This window comes from Pseudoalteromonas sp. 20-92, assembly GCF_030847595.1.
Classification (GTDB): domain Bacteria; phylum Pseudomonadota; class Gammaproteobacteria; order Enterobacterales; family Alteromonadaceae; genus Pseudoalteromonas; species Pseudoalteromonas fuliginea.
This window is the reverse complement of the sequence record NZ_JANJGQ010000024.1, coordinates 43,776-66,899: the sequence shown is the minus strand read 5'-3', so window position 1 is coordinate 66,899 and position 23,124 is coordinate 43,776. Positions and strand designations below refer to the sequence as shown.

Below are 23,124 nucleotides of genomic sequence, written 5' to 3'. Positions count from 1 at the left end.
GTTGTTTATACTAAAAGTCATCACTGGAAACGTTTTAATTAGCTATAAAGGCAGATACTTCAGCTCATTTAACCTAAATGATAAACCGACTTTTTTGAGTACGTATATAAATGCTTGTAAATTAATAAAAGCGTTATTAGCCATATTAGTAGCAATGGTAGTACGTTAACTAAGTTATACTCGTTTTTTCATCACCTCTCCTATACAGTTCAGGTGGGATAGGCCAGATCAAGTCCAAGCATCCTATTTACGTGATTGTAAAAATGCACTCACTTTTGATGGTGTTTTAGTACTTAATATTTGCCATACCAAAGTTGAGAAAAGAGAAGCGTTTGATCAATTACTTGGGAAGGAATTTGCAGGAAATATTTTTAGTTTTACTATTGAAGGTAGTAATAAAATTGCGTTCGCTTATTAACAATAAAATGCCTGCAGTTAGTGAGGATGAATTACTTGCTAAAGCGCATGTGTTACAAAAATTAATAAACGTACCAATGACGCGCTATGCCGAGCTTTTATTTAATCAAAAATGGTTAGTTTGATGTACTGTTAAATGGCGCGTTTAAATCCATCCGTCTATCTGTTGTTCATTTAAACGTGGTTAAACTAATCATACTCTGAATAAAAATAATAAAGTACGTACCCGTACGGAAACACTTATACATGGATTACTGTAAAAATATAATCGCTAAATTTATAAGCGCGATGCAAAAACGACCTGGATTATTGGCTGTGCTTGCTTTTTTGTCGGGTGTTGCCAGCTATGCACTTGTAGATAGAAAAGAGTCTTTTTCGCAAGTTATTGCGATATTTTTACTTATTAGTTGGTTGTGGCTAATTATTGATAATTGGCTGCGTGACAAAGTAGAAGAAAAGTTTGGTGTGGCTGTATCTCCTAATGTAATGCGTTTTGCTCTACAAATGGTGCAACAAGAAAGTCTATTTTTTGCTTTGCCATTTTTTTTAGCGGTTACGCAGTGGGACCATCCTCAAGCATTTTTTACCTCCCTCATTGTGGTATGTGCGGTTATATCGGTAATCGACCCCTTTTATTATAAGAAGCTTGCTAAAAACCGTACGCTATTTAGTGTGTTTCATAACTTTGCTTTATTCGTTGTTTTACTTGTTACCTTACCTATTTTGTTAAACCTTACCACGAGCCAAAGTTTAGCTGCAGCCCTTGTAACGGCTGTAGTGGTTACTCTTCCGAGTTTAAACAATTTAATGCCTAATGCGCGCTGGTGGCGTTTCCCTATTCTTGTATTGATTTTATGTGCTTTGAGCACTGCGGTGTGGCAATTAAGAAGTTATGTGCCTCCTGCTGCGCTGCGATTAACCGATATTACGTTAGCTCATGAAGTTGATTTACAGCATAAAAAGCCAGTTGGGAGTATTAAACAGTTAGACTCTTATACACTGCATCATCAAGGTTTATATAGTTGGACCGCTGTTAAAGCACCAAGAGGCTTAAATGAAAAAATATTTCATGTGTGGCTTCATAATAAAAAGGAAGTTGATCGGATCACGTTAAATATAAACGGCGGGAGAGAGCTAGGTTACAGAGCATGGACCCACAAGGTAAATTTTCCTAGCGACTCTGTTGGTAAGTGGCAGGTAAAAGTAGTCACCGAATCAGGTCAGTTAATAGGTTTAACGAAATTTACTGTTACACCTTAATTAACTAAGCCGGCTGTATTTTAAACACATAGCTGATATAGTTTTTCTATTACAAACTAATGGACATAGTTAATGAGTATTGCATTTGAGATTTTTATTTGGCTAATAGTTGATACTGGCTTGAGCTTTTTATTTTACTCGACCGGTTGGCTGTTATTAAAAGTGGTTACGTTTGGGCTGTATAAAAGCGAGTTTAAAGATTTTGCATCTTATAAAGCGAGTAAAGCTAGAAGAGTCGACTTAACCTTCCTACTCGGTTTTGGTTTTTATGTTGCACTGATTACCCTTATGGCTTACTTGACTCACTAGCTAGTTTTAATCCACAAAGATCAACAGACCAATGGTTACTAAAGCTCAGTTTTAAATTTAATTATTATTATGCTTTGAATCAATAAACAATGCGTATGTGTAATACACAATAACTAAAAAATGTTAGTGTTTAGCTATCGTTTAAAAAAGTTGAGAATTACATATGAAGTTTTTAGTATTTTTAGGCACAGTACGCGATAGCACTCCACCAAAACCAGCTCGCTTAGGCTTAAGGGTTTCTAGGGCTTGTATAGAATGCTTAACAGAGCATTTTGGCAGTCATGAGTTTGAGCTAATTGATGCGTTGGACTTTCCTAGCGAAAACGTATTTAAACCGCACTTTGCATACGCTAAAAGTAATGCACCTACAGAGCTCACTCTATTAGCTGATAAAATTAAAGCCGCAGATGGATATATAATGATTAGCCCTGAGTACAATCACAGCATGAGTCCAGCCCTCGCTGACTTACTTAATCATTTTGGTAGCTCACTGTTCTCGTATAAACCAAGTGCAATAGTTACTTACTCAGCAGGACAGTGGGGTGGTGTAAGAGCGGCTATTAGTATGCGCACGTTTTTATCTGAACTTGGCTGTTTGCCAGTATCGGCTATGATCCACGTACCAAAAGCGCAAGATGTGTTTAGTGAGGATGGCAAACCTGTTGCAGGAGAGAGTCAATCATCGTGGTTTAATTATTTCTCACGCACGTTTGGCCAACTAATATGGTGGGCGCAGGCTGCTAAAGAGCATACCGAGGTGGTTGACCCACAAAGTTTGCTAAAAAGCTTTAAAACAGATCCTTCTCAGCGCAATGCGCCTTAATATCCGCTAACTAATTGTTTGGATTGATTATAGAAACACAGCTGCATATAGTGGTATCATTAACGCTACATATTTTTAATAATGCATAATACCAATTCGCAATAATAGTTAATCAATTTAAGAGATTAAATCGCTAACTGCATTAAAAGTTTTTGATATAGAACAACCCAATAACGAAATTTTTGGTGTGTTCTCAACACGGTTTTCTTGTCTCAAAATAGATCACTGAATTATTCGAATTGATGTAAGAAACAAGGAAATTGTGTCTTGAAATACCTAGCCTTACTAAGTGTGCTAACGCTTAGTGCATGTAGTTCTGTTCCCCATAAAGTTGAAATGAGCCAAAGTACAGCTGCAAATATGAACCTTATCGCTTTAACTGAGCAAACTGCACCTAAGGGTGTTGCTGGCACTTACCAGTTTCAAATTAAAGCGGCGGGAGCTCAGGGTAGTTGGTTGTATTTAAATACCGAAACTGATTATCGCGACAGGCGTTCTATTACGGTATCAATACAGCCCAATGTGGTAGCAGAGCTTCAAAGTAAATACGGGCAACCAGCAGACACCTTTTTTATTGATAAAACAATAGAAGTAACAGGTGAAGCTAAACGAGTAACTATCGATTTTATGAGCCGTGGAAGAGTCACTAATAAATATTATTATCAAACGCACATAGCTGTGTCATCAATTAAGCAGCTTCGTGTTATAGAAAGTTAGCAAAAAGCAATGTACTGTGTTTATATACAGTATATTGTAAAAGCTTACTTTGAGCTTTAACATTTACACTTAAATTTACTGCTATGGCGCTACTTTAGTGCTGTTTTATTTCACGATTTCAAAACTCTTATTTAACCTATTGTAATCTCATTACATAAAACTAATAATTAGGGCGTGTTGATCTTTGGTGGGTGAATTTGCAGCAGTATGTTTGGTTTTTAGGCAAGGCGGAGCCTATGTAGTGTGGTTATTCCCCATGAATAGGCGATAACGCCGCATAAATACCAAACATGCGCTGCCCTTTGGGTTCTTTCTAGGGACGATTAACTCTTTGTTGCTCGGTTTTTACTTAGCCCACTAGGTTACAAACCTCGCGCCGCGATTTAATCGCCCCTAGATTGAACAAATTTCAATCCACAAAGATCAACACGCCCTAGTTAGTTTTATAAATTTGAGTACCTGTATTGAAAGCCAAAGAAATCCGCAATTTTTATATCAACGAAGAGCAATCTGTTTATTTGCTTTCGCACCGCGATGCTAAAAAACACCGCCAGTGGCTTAATATTTGTATTAAGCAGCTAACACTGCTGGGCTACAAAAACGTTGAAATGATTGGCTCGGGTGCTTTTGGTTTTGTGTTTGCAGGTGATGACGATAACGGCTTACCTTGGGTATTTAAGTTTTCGCGTATTACACTTGCCCAAAGTGTACGTGACCGCCTAGAAGACGAAGCGTATATGCTTTCGCAAATTAATAACCCCTTAGTGCCTACCTTTTATGCATTTGAGCGAATTAAAAAACAAGGGATTTTAATGATGGCTCGCGCCATTGGAGAGGACCTTGAAAAAGTATCGCTTAAAACAGGGCGCTTTAGTGCCGCGCAAATAATGGCATTAGCCGTTAGGTTACGTAATGTATTAATTGATTTACGTAGTCACAAAAACGGCGTTAGCCCACAACCTATAGTGCATGGCGATATAAAGCCTTCAAACCTTGTATGGGACGCAAACACTGATGCGCTGTCGTTAGTGGATTGGGGCAGCTCTGTGTATGCACAGCTCGATAGTGATGGTAACCCTGTTGCGAGTAACTTTATGGATTTAATGTCGGGCGATTTAAGCACAACTAATGCCCGTATGGGCGATGTTTACTTTATTGGTGAAGCGCAAATGTCGGGGGAGCAATCATCACCACGATTTGACGAACAAGGTGTAGCCGCTACGTTGTATGCGCTAGCGTCGGCGCAGTCGTGTCGCTTTGGTGCGCAAGCCATCCCTGCAAGCAGCTTAGGGCTGCCAAAAGAGCTGGCTAAAGTCATTGATGGTATGCTCTCTAAAAGTAAAGCCATACGCGATGGTGCTGGTGATTACTTTATGCGTAACATTACAACTATGGCCAAAATGTATTTACCTGAGCTTGATAAAAAACAAAAAAAAGCAGATATCCCTTTTTGGTATGGCAACGACGAGCAGCCCGACACGGTGGTATATAGTTCACGAAAACAGTTTTTACGCCAGGCCGATCATAACCAGCAATTACTAGATATAAACGACGCGCAACTTGACCGTTATTATAAAGAGTTTTTGTTTGATACAGGCGATACCGAAAAAGCATTTTTAGCATCAATAAGCCGATTAGCTAAGTACCCTGTAGTAGGTGGGCTTAGTTTTCATTGGAAGGATGAGTCAATGTTTGTTGAATCGTCTTTAATTATGCATGACGAATCATTGGGTGATGCGTTTAGTGATGCGATTAATAACACGGTAATGCTTGCGCAAGCGATTAATCAAAAAGGGTTATTTAAGTGTTGTTTGTTTGACGCCCGTAAAACCATTCAGTTAGAGCGAGATGGCACCGGTGCATTTAAGTTTGATAGCCTACCAGAGCTTGAATACGAAGTTGTAAGCATGAAAGCCAACGACATAACCCGCCCGCATTCATATTTTGAAGACGGTAAAGACCCTGATGAGCAACTACAGCTACCTAAAAAAGTTATTAAATGCGTATTTGAGCTTAACCAAATTCATCATACGGGGTGTATTATTTTTGAAGCACTGCCCGACAGAATGAAGATTCACCATTACTACCGCTTACTCGATTCGAGCAAAGAGGTTGAGTTTAAACGTTTGCTAAATAAACTAATGCAATACGCGGTAAATATTACGGACGTGGGTGTTGCGGGCTTTATGAAACTCCCATATAAAAACACCCGTGAGTTTAGTTTATGTGAGCAGCAACAAGAGCATTATTTTCCTAAAAATCCCAAGCTTGTATCTTTATAGAAAGAACCCTTCACTAAAGAGTGTTAAATAAGACGACAAAAATAAAAAAGAGAACAAATTGGTTTAACTTGTACTCTTTGCTACTTAATTATTTGCGTAAGTATCATTAATTAGTAAACACCTTACTAAAGGGCGACATTGGTGATAGCTCAAATTGATGAGTAAGTTTTTGCGTTTTATTAGTCGCTGTTATTTGATAATGCTGCTTGTGCTCATTGTTACTAAATAGCTTAACGTTAAAGTTAATTTTGGTTAGTTTACTAGGCAAAGAGTAGCGCCCAGTAATGGTTACTTGGTCTATATTGTCGCTTTTATGTTTATGCGACGCTTCTGGGTTTAGCAAAAGTCCGTCAATAGTAAATTTATACTGATGATCTGCTAAATAAACGTTCTTTTTAACTCGTTTAATTATTAGCTTTTTATGAGCGTTAAACTCAATTATTGACACTTTGCCATCCTTATCTTCATCAACCCCTTTAAAAGCCGACATAGGGATTGAAAGCACAATAAACACGTTATTATCAACAAAATTCAGCGTACCGTGCTCTGCAACCATTAAATGCGCGTTTGCTAATGTTGATGTGCTCAATAAGCCCAATGTGGTCACACTTAACAGATAATTTTTCATATAAGGCATAACTTACTCCTAATTAAACTTCGCCTTTAACGCAGCGTTGAAAAAACGGGTAAGTGTCTGTTGCGTAGTAGTGGTATATCCCATCAGGAAACTCAGGTGTTACGCCAACGCGGCCATTACATTCATCTAAATCACCAGAGCCTGCTACGTATTCCCAATCTTGTGCAAATGTACCTAATGGGTATATATCGGTAGAAGGGCGGTTTGCGCTTACAGATGTTATGTGTTGGTAGCTACCGGTCATTGCGGTTAGCGCTGAAGTTGCATCATTTGAGTCTGCATAGCCGTAACGTGCATAAATAGGAAAGCCGTCTGCTGCCCAGCCTATTAGAGTCATAGTGGAGCTATTGCCACCTCGCAGTGTTACAAAGCCTTCAGGCATACCATGATAGTGATATGTGCCATCGGGTTGTACGTGTGCATTGTTGTCGTCTGTTCCAAAACTAAACGTGTCTTGGCTTAAGGCTTCTATATTCCAATTACCGCTGTTGTCACCTAAATCGCAATCGGTGCCTGAATCATCGCAACTTCCGCCTGTGCCGGCGTCTATTTTAATGCCGTTAAGTACAACGCCTATCATTCCACGAGGCCCCCCAAGCATGGTTGCTTGTGTTGTTTCTACAGGCTCAAGTGTGTAGCTTTCATTTACTGATTGTTCAGAAATAGTATTTGGGTTATTGGCATTAGGGAATGTACCTACTTCGTGATCAGGTATGCCATTAGCGACTAAGTCGCGTGTAGTTCCTGTGCATGACCAATCTGCAGCGCTGGTGGCTTGTACTGATTCTGACTCGTTATATTCACTGTAGCTATATTCACAAAGCACGCCTTGGGTTGAGCTACTCGTACCTGTACCGTTATCTGAGGTGGTTGGTGATGAATCTGTAGTTGTTGAGGTATCAACTATGCCTTCTCCACCTCCACAAGCAACTAACGATGAAACAACTAGAGCCAAGGTGCTTAGCTTTATAGCATTTACCCGATTTGAGTTTTTAATATTAACTGCGTGTAGTTTCATTGCTGCTTACCTGATCAATTAAGTTACTCAAACAATAATCAGCAATTGTGCAAATAGTGTGTAAACAATGATGACAAATTAGCAATGATGTAAATAGGCGAAGTATTAAAGCTAAGTTGAGATTTAACTTTATTGGATTGTGTTTTATTTTAAAATTTCAAAAAGTTAAACTAATGCAAAAATAGCTAAAATAAAAGGTTACCTTAATGGCTAAAACAAAACCTGTAGTGACGTTACAAAGTCACGGTATTTACTCTAAGTGGGACAGCGAAAGTAAAGCATTGCCACAAATAGAGCAATTTACAACAAATGTAATAGCTGAGGTAGATGTTGAGTTTGGCTTAATCGTAAATATTAAAAAGGGTAAAGGCGAAAAGCTTCACTATTGTATATACCATCCAGATATACCAAACAGTAAAGGTGATGTAATGGACCCCTTTGAAGGCGATGTATACGTTAAAAACAGTGATTGGAACTTTTATTTAGGCGACACGCTTTGGTTGCCAATAGAGAATAAATTAGGTGATTGGCGTATGACGATTGAGCTAAATGGGAAAATTATTGCTGATAAAACTTTTAAGGTGGCATTAGAGATAGAGCGTACTGAAACAGATTTTTGGAAAAACCGAGGGTATTGATTTCTATTTGTTAGCTATATGGCGGGGATGTAATAAAAATTAATAAAAGAGAGTTGTAGAGCCATTTAAAATAGCTCTACAAAATTAAATTAGCGTGTTTAGTTACCCCAAGGGTTACTAGAATTAGAGCGTTGTTTGCGATCACGAGCACGTTGCTTTGTTGCTTTTTTTTCCATAATGCGTTTCGCATCGCTAAAACTTAATTCACATGGCTCACCAGGTTTATGATCAGCTGGGATCACACGATCGCGTGGCGGTAATTCGTATTGCACATCATCAGGCTTAGGTAAGTTTTTAAGGCGGTATAGGTAAAAGTTATCTACTTTTTCTTGTGCCCATTGTGTTTTACGTAAAAATTTAACCGCTGACTTTATATCAGGATTGTTTTTAAAGCAGTTAAGTTGTAAATAAGCGTGTAGGAGCTCCCACCCGTATTGTTCAACCAGCTCTTCAACCACTTGTTCTAATTTAACGCCTTGCAGTGGATTATTACTGAAAAGTTCTTGGTTGCTCATAGGTGTTGCCTCGTTATTAAAATACAAATTGCATTATAAATTTAATAACGGGGCTTTAACAGTGTAAATAGCTTAACTTTGACAATTAACTACAACACGACCGCGAATTTTGCCTTGCATAAGTAGCTCTGCGTTATCAATGGCGTGTTCTAGTGAAATTTCAGTCGAAATTTTATCTAAATAATCAGCGCTTACTAATTTAGCTAAACGATCCCACGCTTCAATTCTGTCGGCTTTAGGGCGCATTACGCTATCTATCCCTATAAGAGATACGCCACGTAATATAAACGGGGCAACTGAGGCTGGTAAATCCATGCCTTGTGCAAGTCCGCAGGCGGTTACTACACCCCCATACTTTAATGATGCACAAATATTAGCAAGTGTATGGCTACCTACCGAATCTATTGCCGCTGCAAATCGCTCTTTTTGCAAAGGCTTACCCGGGTTTGAAAGCTCATTTCGGTCAATTATTTGTGAAGCGCCTAACTCTTTTAAATACTCACTTTGATCTAATCGACCCGTTGCCGCTGTTACGTTATAGCCAAGCTGGTTTAATAAATAAATAGCAAAGCTGCCTACGCCACCATTGGCACCAGTTACCAGTGTTTCGCCAGATTCAGGCGTAATACCTTGTTTTTCAAGTGCTATAACACTTAGCATAGCGGTATAACCCGCAGTGCCTATTTGCATTGCTTGTTTTGGTGAAATACCTGCAGGCAAGGGGATTAACCAATCGCTATTAAGTGCCGCTTTTTGAGCAAGCCCGCCCCAATGTTTTTCACCTACACCAAAGCCATTTAATATTACGTTATCGCCGTTTTTAAATTCATCGCTGGTGGAATTTGTAACCGTACCCACTAAATCAATACCTGGCACCATAGGAAAACTGCGTACAACGGGGCCTTTACCAGTAATTGCTAAACCATCTTTATAGTTAAGTGTGCTGTATAGCACGTCGATAGATACGTTTTCGTTTGGTAAATCACTATTTTCGATAGTTGATAATGAAGCGCTATAGTTATTATCTTCTTTATTAATAACAATGGCTTTAATTGGGGTACTCATAGGATATCCTTTTAGACCGATCGTCTTTTAATTGGTAAATAAAAACGCATTAGGTTAGTAATGCGCGTAAAAACATTTCTGTATACAAAGTAAGTGGAGTATTTGATTTTGTGAGCTTTGCGCGCATAACAGCACCTTCCCAACCAATCCAAAAGTACTCACTCATCAATTTTGTATTTACATGGCTTGCAATAGTGCCTTGTTGCTTAGCTTGGTTTAAGCAAACCTCTACCTGGTTTTGCCAAGCAGTGTAGCTTTGCATTAACCTGATTTTAAACTCTTCACTTAAATGGTTAAGTTCTTGATTTAAGTTACCGACTAAACAGCCACGTTTATAATCGTATTTTTTCATCCCTTTAATTGCGCTTTGGGTAAAATTAACGATTCGTTCAAGTGGGGGAACATCTTCTTGCTGTAGGTAATGGGTAAGCTTGGCAATAAAATAACTGTCGTATGCATCAACTAACGCAATGCCGTAGGCTTCTTTACTTTTAAAGTAATGATAAAAAGAGCCTTTAGGTACAGCCGCTTTTTTTAAAATAGTATCGAGTCCCGTGGCGCTAAAGCCAAATTCAGTTAAGGTTTCTAGGCCCGTGCGAATAAGTAACGCTTTGGTATCGGCGTTCTCTCTGGCTATTTTAGGTGGGCGACCACGGCGTATTGGTGTTGATGTATTTTTGTTCATGCACACATATTAGACCGGTCGACTTTAAATAATCAAGTATAAATTCAAATTGTTTAAAAATACTTCAAGTTAGGGGCGGGCTACTAATTTAAGATTAATGAAATAAAAGTGTCACGATTACATTTTTGTTTGGAACTTAGTCTATATTAGTCGGTCACAATTAAAGCACATAAGTGCTTTTTAGCGATTATTGAGTCGCATTTTATTTAGCATAAAACCGGTCAAATTAAATGTTGTATGACCACTTACTTTTTTAAATGTTAATTCATTTTTGCATCAGCAGCTTAGTTAAAGTCAAACAATTTAATTGCTTTTATGATTTGAATTTTACATTTTTATTAACTATTCATTAAATGTAGCTTTCACTAATGCTACACAATATATAAATAAAAAAGGTGAGGATATTACCGATGAAGAGACAGAAAAGAGATCGTTTAGAAAGAGCTCATTCTCAAGGTTTTAAAGCAGGTTTAGCAGGTCGCTCAAAAGAGCTATGCCCTTATCAACAAGTAGATCCCAAATCAGAGTGGTTAGGAGGTTGGCGTGAAGCGATTGAAAACCGCAACATGTACAAAACCTAAAATCAATAATCGAATTTAAGCAAAAAGGCCTCCACGTTGGAGGCCTTTTTGTACGCATTTAAAAATTAAAACGCGCTAGTGTCTTGGAACAAGCCCACTTTTAAATCTTTTGCTTCGTAAATTACTCGGCCATCTACTTCTACAGTGCCATCTGCAACACCCATGAACAATTTACGTTTAATTACGCGTTTCATTACAAGGCGGTAAGTTACTTTTTTATTAGTTGGTAAAATTTGGCCAGTAAATTTAACTTCACCCACACCTAGCGCACGGCCAAGACCAGGGCCACCAGACCAACCTAAGTAAAAACCAACTAGTTGCCACATAGCATCTAAGCCTAAACAACCTGGCATTACTGGGTCGCCTTTAAAATGACAATCGAAAAACCAAAGGCTAGGGTCAATATCAAGCTCAGCAACAATTTCGCCTTTACCATGAATTCCGCCATCAGCAGTAATAGAGGTAATGCGATCCATCATTAACATGTTGTCACTTGGTAAACGGCAGTTACCTTCACCAAACATTTCACCTTGACCACACAGGATCAACTCTTCTTTTGTATAGCTATTTTTAGGTTCCATAACACTTATCTTCGCTTAGAAATTGCCAAGTACTTTAGCGTACACTTGTACGCTAAACAACTCGGAGCAGTTAAAAAATCAAAATATTGCATATTAAATCATCAATCAATCAACGCGATTGGTTTTTGCACTATAAAACCGCGCAATTACAATCAGAAATCATTATAATTAACGCTGTCTTATAACCAGTCTAAAGGAAGTTTATGATCCTTTTTGTTAACTCACTAACTGTGATTGATTTTTCTTACTTATGTAACAAACGCGGCGCCGTTGGCGAGAGCTGGATTGTTGATTTAACTTTGCACGGTAAACTTAACGAAGAGTCTATGGTTTTAGACTTTGGTTTAGTTAAAAAGCAAATTAAAGGCATTATAGATGAGTGTATTGATCACCGTTTAGCAATTCCTACAGGGCTTAATGGCACTGTATCTGAATTTGACGAGCATAAAACACTCGACTGTACATTTGGTGAAAATAATCACTTAGCTATGAGCGCTCCTCATCAAGCTTATTGCATGATTAACGCAGACGAAGTAACTGTTGAATCGGTTACCGAATTTTTAATTGCGACTATTTTACCGAAGCTACCAGATAACATTGAAAAAATAGAGCTGTCTCTTAAGCCTGAACACAGCCAAAGTTTTTACTATCATTATAGCCATGGCCTTAAAAAACATGACGGTAATTGCCAGCGTATTATTCATGGGCATCGTTCTCAAATTGGTATTAGCCTAGATGGTATTTCTATGCCACGCTTGCAAAAAGAATGGTCTCAAAAGTGGGAAGATATTTACTTAGCCACCAGTGAAGATCAAATTAACGCAGCTGATTTAAAACACATACCAGCCAAAGCGGGTGATGTATGTTTTGCTTATACATCGGCACAAGGCTATTTTGAAATGGCTATTAGCGAGTCTCGTTGCGACATTTTGCCAGTAGATACTACTGTAGAATGTATTGCAGAACATGTAGCTGCTCAAATTAAAGCCCAATATCCAGAAAAAGCAGTGAAAGTAACCGCTTATGAAGGTGTTGGAAAAGGATCGATTAGTTATGTTTAAAACACTTTTAGCAACAGCGCTTGTTGCCTCTGCTAGCTTTAGTGCTATGGCGCTTGAGTTAAAAGGACATTTAACACAAGGCGGTTTAGTTACTGGAAAGCTAGAAAACGCTAAATCAGTAAGCTTAGATGGCAAAAGCTTAAAACTTTCACCAAAGGGTGATTTTGTATTTGGTTTTGGTCGTGACGCTGAAACTACTCATACTTTAAAATGGGTAGATAACAATGGTAAATCGCATTCACAGCCAATAGCTATCACTAAGCGCGAATATAAAATTGATAAAATTACCGGCGTAGCTAAAAAATATGTCTCTCCGCCAAAAGAAGTTAGTGCGCGTATAAGCCGCGAAGCAGTTGCGGTACGAAAAGCCAGAGAAGTAGAGTCTGATTTATTGTACTTTTTAGACCCTGTTTTAAAGCCTGCAGAAGGGCGCATATCGGGTGTTTACGGTAGTCAGCGCTATTTTAATGGCGAGCCACGTCGTCCGCATTTTGGCTTAGACATTGCCAATAAAACAGGCTCTCCTGTTTACGCGCCTATTAGTGGTACCGTGGTATTTGCTGAACCTGATTTATACTACTCTGGCGGTACATTAATTATTGATCATGGCCATGGTATTACCTCAACTTACATTCACTTAAGTAAGCTTGATGTAAAAGTGGGTGATAAAATTGAGCAAGGTAACAAAGTGGCTGAAATTGGTGCAACAGGGCGTGTAACGGGTCCTCACCTAGATTGGCGTTTTAACTGGAAAGGCGAACGCCTTGATCCTGCATTACTAATGCAAGATACATTAGCAAACAAAAAGTAGAGATTATGACTGACGTAAATCGCGATGCAATAATTGCTCAGCGTATTGAAGACTCAACCACATCGGTAACTAAAACAGTGTTTCCAGGGCGTACTAATCATCACAATACTTTATTTGGTGGTGATGCACTGGCGTGGATGGATGAAGTGGCATTTATAGCAGCGACTCGTTTTTGCCGTAAGCCTTTGGTAACTATATCTTCTGATAGAGTCGACTTTAAAGAAGCCATACCAGCAGGTACTTTTGCAGAGTTAATAGCTAAAGTAGTGCATGTAGGTAACACCAGCTTAAAAGTTGATGTAGATATATTATTAGAAACCATGCACAAAGACGATAAGCATTCAGCCATTAGTGGCAGCTTTACGTTTGTTGCAGTTGATGATAACCACAGACCGACTCCGGTAGTATGCGACAAAATGATTTATGGTTTTGATTAACTTAAAGCTTTAAATATACGCTAAAGTAAATTTATATAAGCACCTTAATTGGTGCTTATATAAAACCAGTAAAAGAACACATCATACTAAATATTTATTAAATATAACCTCAACGACATAGTTAGTATTAACTAAAAGAAAGTAATCAAACTGGGGGAATTGATAGGGGGGAGAGTTGTTGGGTTTGGATACTAAAAAGGTATGCTTTTAACATACCTTTTTGGTTATATTTAGCTTTTAATCACATTTATCAACAATTACATAAATACTACTTAAAGCACCATTGCTGCAATCCAGCCAAATATCAGCAGCGGAATGTTAAAGTGAATAAACGTTGGAATAACAGAGTCTCTTATATGGTCGTGCTGGCCATCGGCATTTAAACCCGATGTTGGGCCAAGCGTTGAATCTGAAGCAGGGGAGCCTGCATCACCTAAAGCGCCCGCAGTACCAACAAGTGCAGCGGTAGCCATAACAGAAAACCCAAGGTCTAAACATAAAGGAACAAACAAAGTTGCAATAATAGGCACTGTTGAAAACGAACTGCCAATTCCCATTGTAATTAATAACCCGACTAACAAAATAACACCGGCGGCCAAAGGTTTATTACCATCAAAAAGGGCGGCTGCGCTGTGTACTAAGCTTGCTACATCGCCAGTGGCTTGCATAACCGATGCAAAACCTTGTGCCGATATCATAATAAAGCCAATCATGGCCATCATCGCAACGCCTTTACTAAATACGTCGCCGTTTTCTTCCCACTTAACTACACCGAAAACACTAAATATCATTACACCTACTAAGCCACCTAAAATCATTGAGCCACTTAGGTTTTGTGCAACAAGTGAGGCAAGTACTGCAAAAAGCCCGACAATCATTACTTTTCTAGGGTTTTCTACTTCAGCTGATTTACTCACAGTTGTTAATGGGAGCTCGGTGTATTCGCGACGTTTTCTGTAGGTAATAAATACCGCAATAAGTAATCCAATAAACATACCTAATGCAGGAATTATCATCGCCATAGGGACTTGGGTATTTACAATGCCTAGACCGTTATCAACTAGGTTTTTGTGCAAAATCGAATATAAGTAAATACCGCCAAAACCATAAGGAAGCACCATGTAAGACGTTGCTAATCCAAATGTTAAAATACACGCTATAGCACGCCTGTCTAATCTTAACTGATTAAAAACAACGAGTAACGGTGGAATTAAAATAGGAATAAACGCTATGTGTACGGGTACTAAGTTTTGCGAAGAAATCGCACAACCTAAAATAATTAATAAAATGAAGTAACTTAAAAACGTTTCATTCCCGCTGCCTTTAGCATTTACTTTAGCAAGTAGCTTATCAGCGAGAATGCGTGTTAAACCCGACTTAGAAATCGCAACGGCAAATGCACCGAGCATGGCATAACTTAGTGCTATTTCAGCTCCGGCAGAAAGGCCAGAGTTAAATGCATCAACACTTTCTTTTATACCCAAGCCTGCAGTAAGACCTGCAACTAACGCGCTTATTATCATGGCAACAATGACGTTAACGCGAGCCAGAGATAGCCCGAGCATTAAAATAACGCCTATAACAACAGCATTCATAGTATTCTCTATTTGGAAATTTTAATTAATTTTATCAGATCTTTAGCCTGAGTTTTACGCTCTTTCGTAAAAGGTTTTTTACCATAGCGTACTTGGTTAAATAACTGACTAAAAGTGTTTATAGATTGTGCAGAACGAGGGAGTTTGTCAGCAAAAAAATGTAACTGCTGACTCGGTGTTAAATTATCGGGTGTGTTTATTTTTTGTTTTTTAGCCCATGCTTTTACTTCATAAAACTCTTTAACCATAGGCGCTAATTTAGCCGGGCGTTTTGGTAAGTTTAAATAAACAAAATAACCTACAAAACAAAAACCAGCTGTTAGTAAAACCATTAATGGTACAAGCCAAATGTTTTTACTACCAAAAATTGATTTTAGAAAATCATTTTGTTTTTCTTCGTCAAAACCAAGTACCCAGCTAGACCATTGATAATCGAGATTTTCAAGTTCCAACCTTAACCAATTAATAGCGGGGAAACTACTTAAACTCACTAAACCAAAATCAAGGTTACTTTTAAATTCGTCATTCAGCTCTTCGTTTTGCGAAAGTGAGCCATTTAAACGCTCTGGTGCGACAACAGCAGTTGCATCAAAAATAACCCAACCTTCGTTTTGTAAATATACTTCTACCCATGCATGTGCGTCGTACTGGCGAACAGTGAGCGTATTATTATCTTGGTTTAATTCACCGCCTAAATAGCCACTTACTAGTCGAGCGGGTATACCTGCGGTTCTAAAAATGTACGCGGCGGCACTGGCATAGTGGCCACAAAAGCCACGTTGGTTTTCAAATAAAAATTGGTCAATTGTATTATCACCGCTCATAGGAGTGGGTGTTAATGTGTAAGTAAATCCCGTACCTGCAAAGTATTGTAATAATCGGTTATAAAAATCGCGATCAGAGTGTGTATTTTGCTTTAAGGTTTTAGCAAGTGATGATGTTTTTACATTCTTTTTATAAGCGAGGTATTTGTAGCGTTTTTCTTCAAATTCGCCAAGCGGTAAAGTTGTGAAGTTAAAGCTATTTACATCGTATTGTAAGTTTTTAGCTTGGCGACTTTTTTTACGTAATAAACCTAGCGAATTACCTTCAACATTTTGTGAGTTACTACTGGAATAGGCTAAACCATAGAGCCATTTTTGTGTAGCAGGCTCCGTAATAACTGAGTAGCTTGCAATAAGTTGCTCATCACTTTCGCTCTGTGTATTTGTTTTTACATTATTGTATTTTAAAAAGTCAGACGTAAGCCACGCATTACCATTAAACTCATCATGGACTATTGCTCGCCAATAATAAGGCGCTACAGGTTTTTCTTCGTTAAATTTAACTCTAAACACAAGTTCATCTGAGTTTGACAGCTTTGCAATATCGAATGGGTCGACTTGTTCAGAAAGCCCTGTTTTTGCAAGCTTAGGCCCAGGAAGCTGCCAAAAGGCGGGCATTTTTGGTAAAAAAAGCAGTAAAAATATAGCTAAAGGAAGTGCTAAGAGTAGTAATTTACCACTTTGCTTAGAGGCGATTTTTAAATTATGTTTGGACTCGAGTAAGCCAAGTACTGCAAAGTTTAATATGTATAAACTACTTACAGTTAAAGTCGTTAAAATGCTTTGGTTAAATAAATACACCGATGAGAGTGAAAAAAACGTAAGCGTTGTAATTACGTGATAGTGTTTTTTGGTTTTAGCCTGCAGCAGCTTAAATAAACTAGCAAGTAGCAGCATGGCCACAAATAAAATAACCGTATCCGACATGCCTACTGTGTAGAGCATTAAACCTAATGACACACCTGCGAGTATATTTGCCAGCCAAGCATTTGGCTTTGGTTTATTACTCAGCGTTATGTAAAAATTCCAGGCACAAATAAGTGAAAGTACACCAACAAAAACAAGCGGTAAATGTGATACAAAAAATACAATCAAACATGCATATATAAAAGACAGCGAATAATTTATTACTTTTTCGTTTTTAAGTATGTCCATTACACATCACCATTAAATGAGCATAATAATTCTAAGCATTGCTGCTTATGCTGCTGTCCGGTATTTGTATTTATTGTTTTATTCGGTAGCTTTAACATAAAAGGGGTGTTTTTGTCGGTTGCTTCACACACTAAAAAGCATAACTGGCTTAAGCGCTGCTCTGTATCTCCATTCATTAACGTAAAATCGAAGAGCGCATTCGCTGTTTTAAAGTCTACAAATTCTTTAACTAACAACTGCTGTGTTTTTGCGTAATGCTTCCACGACACTCTTTGCAAGCCCATTTCTGGTAAGTGTGGGATAAGAGACTCAAACTCTTCGCTACCAGATTGTGTAGAAATACCTTTATCGGCTTGCTCATCAAGCATAGAAACATTCGCATCACTGTGTACTTGTTCAAGCGACGGATATACAAATACATCTTCTTGTAATTGAATGTAGCTCCAAACAGTTATTAAGCCAAAGGGATAGTTACTCGCTATTTTAATACGTTGCACTGAGTACTTACCGCGTGAGCTGTAGGGTAGGTTGAGTGTAAGTAACTGAGGTTTACTATCAACTTGGCCGGTATGTTTGTGAGTTTGCTCACTACCTTGATATGTTAAATTAATAGATTGGGTAACAGAAGGGCTTTGTAATTCAAATACAATACTCGGTTTTTGAGGAGCGTAGCTATTAAATGCATCTTTAAATTTAACTGTTAAGCCTTTAGCATTACTGTAGCCCATTAATACAGCAATAATCATTACCACAAACATAAGATAAGACATTATTAAAATTAAATTATTTTGATAATTAATGCCCATCACAAAGTTTAAAATTGCCACAATTATAAAGTACCAACCAAGGGATGATGGCAATACATAAATTGTTCTGTGTTCAAGTGTAATTGAGTTTTTTAAATGTTTATTTTTTAATAACTTATTAAATACACTTTGCTTAAATGACTTAAATAAAGAAGGGCGCTTAGCTGTTTTTTTTTGCATAAAAATTTATACCGGAACTAATACGTTTTTTAAAATATCGTTTACTTGTGCTTCACCTGACTCGTTATGCAAACCTAATCGATGCTGACACACACTTGCAAATACGGCTTGAACATCTTCTGGCATTACAAAATCACGACCATCAATAAAGGCCCACGACCTAGCCGCTTTAGCCAGAGCCATACTGGCTCGAGGTGATAACGATGCAGTAAAAGCGTTGCTTGTGCGTGTGTAATTAACAAGCTCTATGATGTAGTCAATAACCGGGCTGCTTAAAGTGATTTGGTTTATTTGACTTTGAATTGCCGCTAACTCTTGTTGGTTAATACGCTTAGGTAATTGGCTGTAATCTCGTTTTTGCATATTCAAAATTAAGCGTTTTTCGGCTTCTTTAGGTGGAAAACCTAAGCTAATACGCATTAAAAACCGATCTAATTGCGACTCAGGTAACGGGTAGGTACCTGATTGGTAAAGCGGGTTTTGTGTTGCAATCACAAAAAATGGATTTGGCAGCGTGTATTTTTTACCATCGACTGTTACTTGTTGTTCTTCCATTGCTTCAAGCAACGCACTTTGTGTTTTAGGGCCAGCACGGTTTATTTCATCAGCTAAAACAACTTGGCTAAAAATAGGGCCTTTATGAAACGTAAAACTGTGTTCGGTAGAGTTAAAAACATTAGTACCCAAAATATCGGCAGGCAGAAGATCACTGGTAAATTGTATACGTTGATACGATAAACCTAACACAGCTGACAATGCATGGGAAAGAGTGGTTTTCCCCATACCAGGCAAATCTTCAATGAGTAAATGCCCTTCGCTAAATAAGCATGTAAGTGCCAGTTTTATTTGTTGTTGTTTACCAAATATAACACTCGAAAGATCGTCTATAATCGCAGTAACAGTACTTTGCATGCTAACCTTTCTATTATTCTATTAGTTCGAGGCGCTTCATTACGGTGTCTACTTTTTTTGCATTAAATGGTTTCGCAATAAACCCTTTAGCACCTAGCTCCCACGTGTTTTGCACATTTTCAAAACTGTTATGACCAGAGCACATTACAACATGTGCGTGAGGATAGGTAATATTAATAAACTCTAGGATATCTGTGCCATCAGAGTCAGGTAAATCTACATCTAAAAATATTACGTTAGGCGATTTTTCATCAATAACCGGTTTAGCTGAACTAAAGTCTACACTTTCTAAAATATCTTCATAACCTAGTTCGGTTAAAATCTGGTTTAGGTAATCACGTATTTCTTTAACATCGTCAATGATGAGGATGGGCTCTAGCGGGCGAACAAATTCCATATGTAGGTTACTTCTATTTTGAATACATCTAAGTGCTTTAATACTAAGCTAACCCCTTCATAAGCTCAAGAACGTTACTTAAAAAACACTAATAAATAAACAGTTTATAGGTCTGACCAACAGCCTATTTTAAAAGGATCACCTGCTTTTATATCTTCTACTAACTTATGTTTTCATGAATTGTATTGAGCAATAATGATGTATCTACAACAAATTCCTTAATCCAGAACCTTATTTCCTCAAAATTTGATGTAACAAATTTGCTACTTAACTTATTGATTCAAACATATTTACATATAAATTCGATTTTTTGTAAACGTTTTGTAATAAAAAATCGTTGACCTTCTAAATTCATTCTGTGATTATGCCCACCAGATGAGCTTATGCTCACAAGTGCAATTTCATTAACTATTTAATGTTTTGCTCAGTCAGCCTCATCTACACACTGAATTAATACCAATTTCATTAAATGAATATGCAATTTAATAAAGTTGGCATCACACACCACACTAAATAAAGAGCTTATTATGTTGAATAATAAAAAGACTAAATTTGCAATTTCTCTCATAGCGGCAGCTATGGCTACATCGGCTCCAGCACAGGCTGATATTTCTGAATATTTAGATCGCGTTGACGTAGACTTTTTACTAATGCAAAACTTTCAGTCAATTCAGGCTAAAGATGGTGCATTTCGTCCAGAAGATGAAGAACAAGAATCAGGTTTTGGCCGTATTAGAGCAAATCTAATGCTTAAATTTCATATTAACGAGTTCATTACTGCCGATATAGATATTGCAGAAGAGCCTAATGACTTTGGTGGCGAAGATCGTGACTTTTCATTTCACAACGATTTTGCAGGTGTTGAATTTGACTTACTAGGTCTTTATGGCACACCAAAAGAAAACGCAAATTTAACACTGCGTTTAGGTAACATTGGTGGGTCGCCTTTCCAATTTAAAGGTTTTCAAGACGGCGCAGATAACCAAAGTAATGCTCTTATTGGTAATGGTATTACCGATTACGCAACCGCAGAAAACGGTGCACAGCTAAGTTACAGCGAAACTTTCGATAGTGGTGTAGTACGTGCTTATAATGTTACAGGTCACATTACGACTTCAAGTTTCGGTGAAGCATTTCAAGAAGACAGAGGTTATAACTACCGACTTCAAGGTACTCTAGAGTTTGAAGGTGGCTTTAAAGCAGGTTTAAACTTATTAAAAGCCAATCAAGGCGACCAGTTACGTTTTGAAAATGGCGTAGCAAGTCTTGATGGTGTAACCACAACAAACTATCGCTTTGGCGATGGTGAAAACTATAATTTCTCAGCGTCACCTTCGAACGAGCGTGACACTCACGTTGGCGCAATGCCCGGGCTTGAGCAATCAATCATCCAGCTTAACTTAGCTTATCAACCATCTGACGAAACTAGCTTAATTTTTATGGTTGGTAAATCGTCTGATGACTACACGTTTGCAGATGCCGCTGGTAATGCAGTTGCCGGTATTACCTACTTTGGTACAAACGGTATAGTAGATGAAAATGGCACTACTTTTGATTCAAACAGTGTAATAGAAGGCGACTCATCGGTTGAGTACTTCGTGTTTGAAGCACAACAATATCTAATCCCTAAAAAGCTATATGTAGCGGCTCGTTATGCAGAAGCCGAAAACACTTCCGACTTAATTGAACAAACAGACAACACAGTAGAGCGTATTCAAGTAGCCGCAGGTTACTGGTTTAACGATAAAACGCTTTTAAAAGTTGAGTATGTTAACCAAGAAGAAGGTGTTAATTCGGGCGGACAAATCGGTAAAGGATTTGACGGCTTCACTTCTGAAATATCTGTTAAATTTTAAATCATTATCCAACTAGTCTAACTATTTAAACAAAGGACCTAAAAAGGAACTTTGCGGGCAGTTTTATGCGTTAAAACTGCCATAAATAGAATTGGCAATAGATTGGAATTTAATAGCACTTGTTAAAACATAACGTGTATGGGGAATACCCGATGAAAAATAAATTAATTATGCTCGTGTGTGGCTTTATAAGCATGGGCGCTGCGGCAAAAGAAACAATTACAATAGCGACTGTTAACAATGGTGACATGATCACCATGAAAGAATTAAGCAGTGACTTTACCAGCCAAAACCCGGATATAGATCTAAAATGGGTCACTCTAGAGGAAAACATTCTTCGCCAACGTGTCACAACCGATGTTGCAACAAAAGGCGGCCAATACGATGTTATGACCATAGGTACTTATGAAGTACCAATTTGGGGCAAGCAAAATTGGTTAAAAGAGCTGGATAATTTAGGTGAAAACTACGATTTAGACGATTTAATTCCGGCAATTCGAAGCAGTTTAACGATTAATGACAAACTTTATGCTGCGCCATTTTATGGCGAAAGCTCAATGGTTATGTACCGCACTGACTTAATGGAAAAAGCAGGGCTGACTATGCCTAAAGCCCCAACATGGGACTTTATACGCAAAGCTGCTAAAGCGATGACAGATAAAAAAGAAGGTGTTTATGGCCTTTGTCTACGTGGTAAAGCAGGTTGGGGCGAAAACGTTGCGCTTATTACATCCATGGCAAACTCGTTTGGTGCGCGTTGGTTTGATGAAAATTGGAAACCTCAGTTTAATACCCCAGAGTGGGAAAATACCCTTCAGTATTATGTCGATGTGATGAAAGAATCTGGTCCTGCTGGTTCATCTGCAAACGGTTTTAATGAAAACCTTGCACTATTTCAAACCGGAAAATGTGGTATTTGGATTGATGCAACCGTTGCAGGCGCATTTGTTACTAACAAAAAAGACTCAGAAGTTGCCGATAAAGTAGGGTTTGCACTTGCACCAGATAATGGCCTAGGTAAACGCGGTAACTGGTTATGGTCTTGGACTTTAGCCGTACCGGCAAGCAGCAAAAAACCAGATGCCGCAATGAAATTTATTAGCTGGGCAACATCTAAAGAATACACTCAACTTGTAGCCGACAAGAAAGGTTGGGCAAAAGTACCGCCAGGTACACGTAAATCACTTTACAGTAATCAAAAGTACATGGACGCAGCACCGTTTGCGCAAATTACCTTAGATTCTATTCAATCTGCAGATCCTAAAAATCCAACCGTTAAACCGGTGCCTTATGTAGGTATTCAGTTTGTTGCTATTCCTGAGTTTCAAGGAATTGGTACAGCTGTTGGGCAACAATTTTCAGCAGCATTAACTGGCCAAATGACCGTTAAGCAAGCGCTTAGTACGTCTCAGCACCTTGTTGAGCGAACAATGCGTAAAGCTCGCTATCCTAAATAGCATGTAATGGGCGGGTAAGTACTCAAACTTACCCAATATTTTATGTCAATTCTATTTACTTGTTAGTTATAAACACTATCAAGGGTTTCTGATTTTCACTTGATA

The 23,124-nt window shown here is 38.2% G+C and carries 24 protein-coding genes; 13 read left to right on the top strand and 11 right to left on the bottom strand.

The window, feature by feature from the left end:
* Positions 1-401 precede the first annotated feature (401 nt).
* The 6 genes from NRL14_RS17290 (at position 402) to NRL14_RS17265 (ending at position 5,808) form a co-directional block, all read left to right on the top strand.
* A complete protein-coding gene (locus NRL14_RS17290) occupies positions 402-542 on the top strand; it encodes a hypothetical protein (RefSeq protein ID WP_306725223.1) in 141 nt (46 codons plus the stop codon).
* A 121-nt stretch (positions 543-663) separates the two neighbouring features.
* On the top strand, positions 664-1,677 hold the full coding sequence (locus NRL14_RS17285) for a DUF5924 family protein (RefSeq protein ID WP_306725222.1): 1,014 nt from the start codon (positions 664-666) through the stop codon (positions 1,675-1,677).
* A gap of 72 nt (positions 1,678-1,749) precedes the next feature.
* Entirely contained in the window at positions 1,750-1,986 is a 237-nt protein-coding gene (locus tag NRL14_RS17280) for a hypothetical protein (RefSeq protein ID WP_008136419.1), read from the top strand.
* A gap of 163 nt (positions 1,987-2,149) precedes the next feature.
* Positions 2,150-2,809 (top strand): NADPH-dependent FMN reductase, encoded by a 660-nt coding sequence (locus tag NRL14_RS17275; protein ID WP_024593626.1) that lies wholly within the window; start codon positions 2,150-2,152, stop codon positions 2,807-2,809.
* 267 nt (positions 2,810-3,076) lie between these two features.
* Entirely contained in the window at positions 3,077-3,526 is a 450-nt protein-coding gene (locus NRL14_RS17270) for a hypothetical protein (protein ID WP_306725221.1), read from the top strand.
* Between the two features lie 464 nt (positions 3,527-3,990).
* Entirely contained in the window at positions 3,991-5,808 is a 1,818-nt protein-coding gene (locus tag NRL14_RS17265; protein WP_149605259.1) for a serine/threonine protein kinase, read from the top strand.
* A 106-nt stretch (positions 5,809-5,914) separates the two neighbouring features.
* Here NRL14_RS17265 and NRL14_RS17260 read toward each other — a convergent pair whose 3' ends face one another.
* Together NRL14_RS17260 and NRL14_RS17255 are read right to left on the bottom strand one after the other, a co-directional pair.
* Positions 5,915-6,445, bottom strand: coding sequence for a hypothetical protein (locus tag NRL14_RS17260; RefSeq protein ID WP_306725220.1), 531 nt, complete (start codon positions 6,443-6,445; stop codon positions 5,915-5,917).
* A 13-nt stretch (positions 6,446-6,458) separates the two neighbouring features.
* Entirely contained in the window at positions 6,459-7,463 is a 1,005-nt protein-coding gene (locus tag NRL14_RS17255; protein ID WP_306725219.1) for a YHYH protein, read from the bottom strand.
* Positions 7,464-7,669: 206 nt separating this feature from the next.
* On the opposite strand from NRL14_RS17255, the gene NRL14_RS17250 reads away from it, so the two are divergent.
* Complete coding sequence (locus tag NRL14_RS17250; protein WP_306725218.1) at positions 7,670-8,101, top strand: DUF3859 domain-containing protein; 432 nt, start codon at positions 7,670-7,672, stop codon at positions 8,099-8,101.
* Positions 8,102-8,199: 98 nt separating this feature from the next.
* Here NRL14_RS17250 and NRL14_RS17245 read toward each other — a convergent pair whose 3' ends face one another.
* From NRL14_RS17245 to NRL14_RS17235, 3 genes are all read right to left on the bottom strand, one after another.
* Positions 8,200-8,616, bottom strand: a complete 417-nt coding sequence (locus tag NRL14_RS17245; protein ID WP_024595281.1) for a VF530 family DNA-binding protein — start codon at positions 8,614-8,616, stop codon at positions 8,200-8,202.
* A 72-nt stretch (positions 8,617-8,688) separates the two neighbouring features.
* Entirely contained in the window at positions 8,689-9,681 is a 993-nt protein-coding gene (locus NRL14_RS17240) for an MDR family oxidoreductase (RefSeq protein WP_306725217.1), read from the bottom strand.
* Positions 9,682-9,730: 49 nt separating this feature from the next.
* Complete coding sequence (locus NRL14_RS17235) at positions 9,731-10,366, bottom strand: TetR/AcrR family transcriptional regulator (protein ID WP_033029609.1); 636 nt, start codon at positions 10,364-10,366, stop codon at positions 9,731-9,733.
* Between the two features lie 410 nt (positions 10,367-10,776).
* Between NRL14_RS17235 and rmf the strand changes: the two genes are divergently transcribed.
* A complete protein-coding gene (rmf, locus tag NRL14_RS17230) occupies positions 10,777-10,947 on the top strand; it encodes a ribosome modulation factor (protein WP_002960897.1) in 171 nt (56 codons plus the stop codon).
* Between the two features lie 65 nt (positions 10,948-11,012).
* Here rmf and fabA read toward each other — a convergent pair whose 3' ends face one another.
* The gene (gene fabA / locus NRL14_RS17225; protein ID WP_002960896.1) at positions 11,013-11,528 is read right to left on the bottom strand and encodes a bifunctional 3-hydroxydecanoyl-ACP dehydratase/trans-2-decenoyl-ACP isomerase; all 516 of its coding nucleotides are present in this window, start codon (positions 11,526-11,528) and stop codon (positions 11,013-11,015) included.
* 203 nt (positions 11,529-11,731) lie between these two features.
* On the opposite strand from fabA, the gene NRL14_RS17220 reads away from it, so the two are divergent.
* Genes NRL14_RS17220 through NRL14_RS17210 form a run of 3 tightly spaced genes read left to right on the top strand, consistent with a single transcriptional unit; the run spans position 11,732 to position 13,837 of the window.
* Positions 11,732-12,589, top strand: coding sequence for a 6-carboxytetrahydropterin synthase (locus NRL14_RS17220; RefSeq protein WP_306725216.1), 858 nt, complete (start codon positions 11,732-11,734; stop codon positions 12,587-12,589).
* Complete coding sequence (locus NRL14_RS17215; protein WP_182672646.1) at positions 12,582-13,400, top strand: M23 family metallopeptidase; 819 nt, start codon at positions 12,582-12,584, stop codon at positions 13,398-13,400. Before NRL14_RS17220 ends, NRL14_RS17215 begins: the two co-directional genes overlap by 8 nt.
* 5 nt (positions 13,401-13,405) lie before the next feature.
* Entirely contained in the window at positions 13,406-13,837 is a 432-nt protein-coding gene (locus NRL14_RS17210) for an acyl-CoA thioesterase (protein ID WP_002960891.1), read from the top strand.
* A 272-nt stretch (positions 13,838-14,109) separates the two neighbouring features.
* On the opposite strand, the gene NRL14_RS17205 is transcribed toward NRL14_RS17210, so the two are convergent.
* The 5 genes from NRL14_RS17205 to NRL14_RS17185 are packed head-to-tail and all read right to left on the bottom strand — an operon-like array spanning position 14,110 to position 19,706.
* On the bottom strand, positions 14,110-15,432 hold the full coding sequence (locus NRL14_RS17205; RefSeq protein WP_306725215.1) for a Na+/H+ antiporter family protein: 1,323 nt from the start codon (positions 15,430-15,432) through the stop codon (positions 14,110-14,112).
* Between the two features lie 8 nt (positions 15,433-15,440).
* Positions 15,441-17,411 carry a DUF3488 and transglutaminase-like domain-containing protein gene (locus NRL14_RS17200; RefSeq protein WP_306725214.1) on the bottom strand — a complete coding sequence of 657 codons (1,971 nt, stop codon included), beginning with the start codon at positions 17,409-17,411 and terminating at the stop codon, positions 15,441-15,443.
* On the bottom strand, positions 17,411-18,397 hold the full coding sequence (locus tag NRL14_RS17195; RefSeq protein ID WP_306725213.1) for a DUF58 domain-containing protein: 987 nt from the start codon (positions 18,395-18,397) through the stop codon (positions 17,411-17,413). Before NRL14_RS17195 ends, NRL14_RS17200 begins: the two co-directional genes overlap by 1 nt.
* A 6-nt stretch (positions 18,398-18,403) precedes the next feature.
* On the bottom strand, positions 18,404-19,309 hold the full coding sequence (locus NRL14_RS17190; RefSeq protein ID WP_306725212.1) for a MoxR family ATPase: 906 nt from the start codon (positions 19,307-19,309) through the stop codon (positions 18,404-18,406).
* A gap of 13 nt (positions 19,310-19,322) precedes the next feature.
* The gene (locus NRL14_RS17185) at positions 19,323-19,706 is read right to left on the bottom strand and encodes a response regulator (protein WP_007377149.1); all 384 of its coding nucleotides are present in this window, start codon (positions 19,704-19,706) and stop codon (positions 19,323-19,325) included.
* A 527-nt stretch (positions 19,707-20,233) separates the two neighbouring features.
* Between NRL14_RS17185 and NRL14_RS17180 the strand changes: the two genes are divergently transcribed.
* Positions 20,234-21,562, top strand: a complete 1,329-nt coding sequence (locus NRL14_RS17180) for a hypothetical protein (RefSeq protein WP_197188765.1) — start codon at positions 20,234-20,236, stop codon at positions 21,560-21,562.
* 152 nt (positions 21,563-21,714) lie between these two features.
* Positions 21,715-23,019: a sugar ABC transporter substrate-binding protein gene (locus tag NRL14_RS17175; protein WP_306725211.1), complete on the top strand. Its 1,305-nt coding sequence runs from the start codon at positions 21,715-21,717 to the stop codon at positions 23,017-23,019.
* The last annotated feature ends 105 nt before the right edge of the window (positions 23,020-23,124 follow it).

What these genes read in the sequence shown, in the direction of transcription:
- NRL14_RS17205 (WP_306725215.1), bottom strand. Translation starts at nt 15,432, where the DNA reads ATGAATGCTGTTGTTATAGGCGTTATTTTAATGCTCGGGCTATCTCTG.
- fabA (WP_002960896.1), bottom strand. Translation starts at nt 11,528, where the DNA reads ATGGAACCTAAAAATAGCTATACAAAAGAAGAGTTGATCCTGTGTGGT.
- NRL14_RS17200 (WP_306725214.1), bottom strand. Translation starts at nt 17,411, where the DNA reads ATGGACATACTTAAAAACGAAAAAGTAATAAATTATTCGCTGTCTTTT.
- NRL14_RS17255 (WP_306725219.1), bottom strand. Translation starts at nt 7,463, where the DNA reads ATGAAACTACACGCAGTTAATATTAAAAACTCAAATCGGGTAAATGCT.
- rmf (WP_002960897.1), top strand. Translation starts at nt 10,777, where the DNA reads ATGAAGAGACAGAAAAGAGATCGTTTAGAAAGAGCTCATTCTCAAGGT.
- NRL14_RS17275 (WP_024593626.1), top strand. Translation starts at nt 2,150, where the DNA reads ATGAAGTTTTTAGTATTTTTAGGCACAGTACGCGATAGCACTCCACCA.
- NRL14_RS17245 (WP_024595281.1), bottom strand. Translation starts at nt 8,616, where the DNA reads ATGAGCAACCAAGAACTTTTCAGTAATAATCCACTGCAAGGCGTTAAA.
- NRL14_RS17210 (WP_002960891.1), top strand. Translation starts at nt 13,406, where the DNA reads ATGACTGACGTAAATCGCGATGCAATAATTGCTCAGCGTATTGAAGAC.
- NRL14_RS17235 (WP_033029609.1), bottom strand. Translation starts at nt 10,366, where the DNA reads ATGAACAAAAATACATCAACACCAATACGCCGTGGTCGCCCACCTAAA.
- NRL14_RS17175 (WP_306725211.1), top strand. Translation starts at nt 21,715, where the DNA reads ATGAAAAATAAATTAATTATGCTCGTGTGTGGCTTTATAAGCATGGGC.
- NRL14_RS17185 (WP_007377149.1), bottom strand. Translation starts at nt 19,706, where the DNA reads ATGGAATTTGTTCGCCCGCTAGAGCCCATCCTCATCATTGACGATGTT.
- NRL14_RS17285 (WP_306725222.1), top strand. Translation starts at nt 664, where the DNA reads ATGGATTACTGTAAAAATATAATCGCTAAATTTATAAGCGCGATGCAA.
- NRL14_RS17280 (WP_008136419.1), top strand. Translation starts at nt 1,750, where the DNA reads ATGAGTATTGCATTTGAGATTTTTATTTGGCTAATAGTTGATACTGGC.
- NRL14_RS17195 (WP_306725213.1), bottom strand. Translation starts at nt 18,397, where the DNA reads ATGCAAAAAAAAACAGCTAAGCGCCCTTCTTTATTTAAGTCATTTAAG.
- NRL14_RS17250 (WP_306725218.1), top strand. Translation starts at nt 7,670, where the DNA reads ATGGCTAAAACAAAACCTGTAGTGACGTTACAAAGTCACGGTATTTAC.
- NRL14_RS17215 (WP_182672646.1), top strand. Translation starts at nt 12,582, where the DNA reads ATGTTTAAAACACTTTTAGCAACAGCGCTTGTTGCCTCTGCTAGCTTT.
- NRL14_RS17190 (WP_306725212.1), bottom strand. Translation starts at nt 19,309, where the DNA reads ATGCAAAGTACTGTTACTGCGATTATAGACGATCTTTCGAGTGTTATA.
- NRL14_RS17220 (WP_306725216.1), top strand. Translation starts at nt 11,732, where the DNA reads ATGATCCTTTTTGTTAACTCACTAACTGTGATTGATTTTTCTTACTTA.
- NRL14_RS17240 (WP_306725217.1), bottom strand. Translation starts at nt 9,681, where the DNA reads ATGAGTACCCCAATTAAAGCCATTGTTATTAATAAAGAAGATAATAAC.
- NRL14_RS17260 (WP_306725220.1), bottom strand. Translation starts at nt 6,445, where the DNA reads ATGCCTTATATGAAAAATTATCTGTTAAGTGTGACCACATTGGGCTTA.
- NRL14_RS17180 (WP_197188765.1), top strand. Translation starts at nt 20,234, where the DNA reads ATGTTGAATAATAAAAAGACTAAATTTGCAATTTCTCTCATAGCGGCA.